Origin of the sequence: Methanosarcina sp. DH2 (assembly GCF_020804225.1) — an archaeon.
Taxonomy (GTDB): domain Archaea; phylum Halobacteriota; class Methanosarcinia; order Methanosarcinales; family Methanosarcinaceae; genus Methanosarcina.
On the sequence record NZ_WJBI01000031.1, the window covers coordinates 1 to 4,931 of the forward strand.

Below are 4,931 nucleotides of genomic sequence, written 5' to 3' on the forward strand. Positions count from 1 at the left end.
ACTCCTTTTTGTACCTTATTTGCCACGCTCAGTTGGAGTCGCTCCGGGCCCAGGTCCACCTAAGGGCGCTTTTGTCATAGCACCGTCAATTGCTTGCCATTCCCACTCTAATCCTTTTTTATTATCATACTCAAGAAGACCAGCTTTCCACATAGTCTCAAATAATCCAGCTTTTTGCCATTCCTGAAATCGATCATGGACAGTGCTTGGAGCTCCATAAAATCGTGGCAGAGATTTCCATTGGCAACCAGTACGAAGGAGATAAAAAATACCACTCAGTATTCTCTTATCATCTTTTCGAGGTCTTCCAGCCTTCTTTTTCGGTTTAGAGAGAGGTAATAATGCTTTTATTTTATTCCAAAATTCGTCAGAAATCTCATAGTCTTGTACGTTTTTTCGTCTTACCACTAATCAATATTACCCTAAAATCTAGTTAGTCTACTTTTCGGATAGGCTCTAAGTCTGAAAAATAAGATTCTGGGAAGCTAAAATTCGAGATCTTACAGACTTAATGATCTTTCTTTCCAGGCTTTACATAGATATCGGACTTACGCATTGTAGGTTCAGAATCTCTTTTTATCCTGACTTTGACAGTTAGATAAAAATAAGTGCTCTTTATTTTGTGTTATTCGGTCCAATGAACATCACAAAACAGAGAGCATTCCCTACAATTCCTAACAAGAATATATGTGTTCCTATCGGATCTATCCTTACCGTCCAACTCTTTTATGAAAAGCTTAATTTCTGTGATATTTTTAGTAAACATAAAAGCAAGGGTCTTGATCTCAATGGTTTACTGATAGGATTGTTAAGCTACAAGCTGACTGAGAATTTTAGTATCAAAGGAGCTGGCAAATGGTTAAATCAGGAAGAGATTCTAGATATCTTAAACCTTGAAAGGTTTCATGAAAGAGTTCTTTACAGAACTCTTGAACTGTTAGGACGTAATAAAGAGGGAATTCTCTCTGACATTCTTGATGCTCTATTCTCGGTTTATGATTTTGAACAAACGGATATAAACATGGATTGGACAAGTTAGTCCTTTACGGAACCAAATCCAACCTTGGTAAATACGGATATAGCAGAGATCACAGGCCTGATAAGCTGCAGATAACCGTTGGAATTAGTGAATTAGCTGACCCAATTAACATACCTATTGGAGTTACGGTGAATAGAGGAAATGTTCTTGATCTGGAGCATTTTTCGGACACTTATAACCAGGTGAAAAGTAGACTTAAAGAGGGCTCTCTTGTCATTTTTAATAAAGGAGCTAATACCACAGATAATATTCTAAGCTTCCTAGATTTATTTCATAAAAGTAATCAAAGTCGCCTGGCAAACACCACTGCAAATAATGTGGTAGTCTGCGCTAAAACTATCTAGCTTATTCTAACTCTCCCAGAATCTCTACACTTAATTAAAGACAGCTCCTTTACCTCTTTTATCTGAAAACAGTCAGGATTTACAGAGTAATCGACTGCAGCAACATTGAATGCAAGCTATTATAGGCAGACCCACATTAAAACATCGTTTTAAAGGTTAATCTTCAAAATACTCATCTTTTTTAGTAGATAAATTAGTCATCTATCCCTAAAAAAAGCGCAAACGTCCAAAACTAATTAAGATATATAACCTATGATTAACGAAGAGGTTAAATCATACACCCGAAGACAGCAGGATAGAATCTTTCACGCCTTGCGTCCTAAATACTTATCCTTATCCCAAGCAATAGCCCTGACTCTTTTTAGATTTGTTTCTAGATACCTACCTTCAGGATAGACGAATCAGAAATAGCTATATTTGGTTCAACCTTAGCTTCAACAATAGTGACTTCTGCGCCAAATTAAACTGGCTGGAACAGACCATTAGCATGGAGTTAATATCCTAAAAAAGAGAAAATTATAAAAGAGTTGATCTTAAACTGAAAAAAAAGATATAATGCTTGATATAATGCTGTCTTAATTTAGAGGTCCCGGAAATACAGCCGGATAAAAATTTCAGGTGGGAATAGAAGCATGAGGGACATAGAAGATTTAATCCAGAAAGCTGTGGAACTGCAGAGTAACGGGCTTATTACCGCTCAGATTGCCGATGAACTTAACGTTTCAAGAGAAACGGTTATCTGGCTTTTAACCCGTTCAAAAAAAGAAGAAACAACTCCCGCTCCAAAAGATATTTCCGTAAACTGGAACAGTATAGGGAAAAGTGCTAAACGTCTCCATGACGTCTCGCTTGCACTTTGCGACATGGTGCTTGAGACCCTGGAAAAGACAAACACCGAGGTAGACGTGGTTGTTGGCATTGCCGCCAATGGTATTCCCCTGGCAAGCATGATAGCATATGAACTGGGTGCAGATTTAGCTATTTATCATCGTAAAGGTCAGGATATCGTTAAGGCAGGCCACCGAGGGACTATAAGCCGAAATTTCGGATCAGTTGCCGGTAAAAACTGCGTTATCGTGGATGACGTTATTACCACAGGTTCAACCAGTATGGAAGTGATTGAACAGCTAAGAGAAATGGATGCAAAACCAAGAGTCGTAGTGGTACTTGTCGACAAAAAAGGTGTAGATACGATATATAATGTTCCGATTCAGTCTCTTGTAAGAATTGCACGTTTGGACTGAAAATTCCAGGGCTCTTTACGAAATAACTCAGGCAACATAATTATTTTGGAATAAAATCGATGGAGATGCTTGCGAAAATAGTTAAGCATAGTGAAAAAATGGACCTAAGTTATTTAGCATTAGGTCCTCAGAAGGTCAGCCTATGCCTAAAGTTGATCTTCCAGCAGGCAAGACTAAAGCGAGGTCTACACGCCGGATGTCCAAATATATATCCTTACCCGAGCGATAGCCCTATCTTTTTAGATTAGCTTTAACTTTTTAGATTAGCTTCTAAGTATGTGCATGATTAGGTTTGTGAAGTATACGCCTTCAGGATAGATGTGCAAAAATAGCTTTTGGTGTGATAAATACGTCTGATTGCTAGCCTGACGGAATAAGGAAAAACAATACTATTAACCAACAATTAAAAGAAATTGACTCAATGAAATTTATTCACTGAACCTTAATAAAGAAAGCTGTTGAGATTGTTTTGCCTGGACTGAATAGTTACTCTGCTTTTTATTGTCAAAGATCAAAAAGTTTCCAAATCAAGAAGTTCTATGGCTTTTTCACTTCACGAACTCCGATGCTATTATATGTCTTCCCGAAAAATAGTGTAATTGATGATTTTATATGGGTACTGTTAATTTTAAAAAAATAATGATTGCAACCGATGGCTCAGACTGCTCCAAACTAGCTGTTGACAAAGGGATAGAGCTCGCTCAATTGAGTGGAGGGACGGTTTATGTGGTCTATGTGGTATCAACAGCTTACTTATCTATGGACGGGGATTACTTTATGGGTATGAATCCTTATTGGGAGTCGATACAGGAGGCATGGAAAACACAAGGGCAGCAGGCTGTAAATTATGTAAAAGATTTAGGAGAGATGAAAGGGATCAATGTGGAATCTGTCCTGCTTGAAGGCAATCCCTCAGACGAACTTATCCGGTATGCAGAAAAAAACGAGATGGATATCATTGTTATGGGCACTCTCGGAAAGACAGGACTGGATAGGTTGCTTCTTGGCAGCGTTGCAGGAAAAGTGGTCCGTCACTCGAAGGTTCCTGCTATGGTTGTAAGGGATGAGTGTAATTAGGTAAAGAGTCAACTATCTAGCCATAAATTAACCAAAGATTAGTCCAAGTACTCAAGATCCAGTTTTAAGCCTTGTGACGAGGTTGTAAGAAGGTTTTTTGGGATTACTAAATGGTTTATTGAGAGTATTTTGTGAAAACCCTGCTACTCAATAAACAGGATAAGTTTATTAATCGTAGGCAATTATTGGAATTGAAAAATCACTTCTTTTGTCATCGGTTAACGAATTTTATGCACAACTTCGAATACCATGTATAGCGATTTTCCAACAGAATTAGTTGATATGTTGCATAAAAAATAACATTTTTTGACGTTTTGCACCTTAACCGAATCCAAATGAAAATCACTTATAGAGAATGCCACCTCTGAAATGATATCAATGGACTCAATGGAAAAAAATATTTGGAAAAACCGGCAGATGATTGATTGGGTCTATTAAGAATATTAAGAGCCAAGAGTATTAAGAGCCTATCCAAAAAGTAGACAAATTGTATGTAGGGTAACGTGTATCAATAACAACATGAAAAATCAGACATAACTACGTGATATCTGATGAATTTCGGAAAAAAAATAGAAACTTTACTACACTATCGAAGCATTGATATTCAGGGTAACGAGATTTTTCTGATAGGCTCTAATCAAGCTTCATCTCTCATCATCGAGAATACTGTCACATCATCTCTGTTCTTATCATAGAATATGATTTCATCATATTTATGGTCGCTCGATTCATTGAGTTCGACACCTACGGAAATTGCACCGTTTCTATCTTCAGTAAACCAACCTGTAAAATCATTGTCCACTAATTTTTCTAGCTCTTCTAAAATTGCTATATCATTTCCCCACTCTAACTTTGTGAACTTAAGAAGTTCTTCGAAAATCTTTGTATTTCGATAAACACCGTCATCGCCCAATTTAAAATCTGCCATAATGTCACCCTCTGATATATAGTAGTAATTTCTATAAAGCCCTATGCTAAGAAGGTTTTTATTAAAGATTTTCTCTCAAGTATCTCTATGATTCACAGACTATATTAGGACTTACGCAGTTGAATTGTTTTCTGTAGATTACATTAAAATAATATTGTTTTCAATATAATAGTAGAAATATATTCAAAAAAAAAATCTTTGAGTTGAATGCAATAAATCCGCCTAAATGTACTGAACTTGATTACATCAACTKTCTCATTGTTTCTTCGCGCGTATTTAGCTGTACTGAAGCTTCTAAG

At 36.8% G+C, this 4,931-nt stretch carries 3 protein-coding genes and 2 pseudogenes; 3 read left to right on the top strand and 2 right to left on the bottom strand.

Annotated features, from left to right (window positions below):
* Window positions 1-18: 18 nt before the first annotated feature.
* Window positions 19-408: pseudogene (locus FXV91_RS19515) on the bottom strand (IS5 family transposase); the annotation flags it as partial.
* A gap of 229 nt (window positions 409-637) precedes the next feature.
* Between FXV91_RS19515 and FXV91_RS19520 the strand changes: the two are divergent.
* The 3 genes and pseudogenes from FXV91_RS19520 to FXV91_RS19530 all read left to right on the top strand — a co-directional run.
* Window positions 638-1,290 (top strand): annotated as a pseudogene (locus FXV91_RS19520) (IS1634 family transposase); the annotation flags it as partial.
* 725 nt (window positions 1,291-2,015) lie between these two features.
* The gene (locus FXV91_RS19525) at window positions 2,016-2,627 is read left to right on the top strand and encodes an orotate phosphoribosyltransferase-like protein (RefSeq protein WP_229392460.1); all 612 of its coding nucleotides are present in this window, start codon (window positions 2,016-2,018) and stop codon (window positions 2,625-2,627) included.
* A 639-nt stretch (window positions 2,628-3,266) separates the two neighbouring features.
* Window positions 3,267-3,704 carry a universal stress protein gene (locus FXV91_RS19530; RefSeq protein ID WP_229392461.1) on the top strand — a complete coding sequence of 146 codons (438 nt, stop codon included), beginning with the start codon at window positions 3,267-3,269 and terminating at the stop codon, window positions 3,702-3,704.
* Window positions 3,705-4,341: 637 nt separating this feature from the next.
* On the opposite strand, the gene FXV91_RS19535 is transcribed toward FXV91_RS19530, so the two are convergent.
* Window positions 4,342-4,632, bottom strand: coding sequence for a hypothetical protein (locus tag FXV91_RS19535; RefSeq protein ID WP_229392462.1), 291 nt, complete (start codon window positions 4,630-4,632; stop codon window positions 4,342-4,344).
* Between the last annotated feature and the right edge of the window lie 299 nt (window positions 4,633-4,931).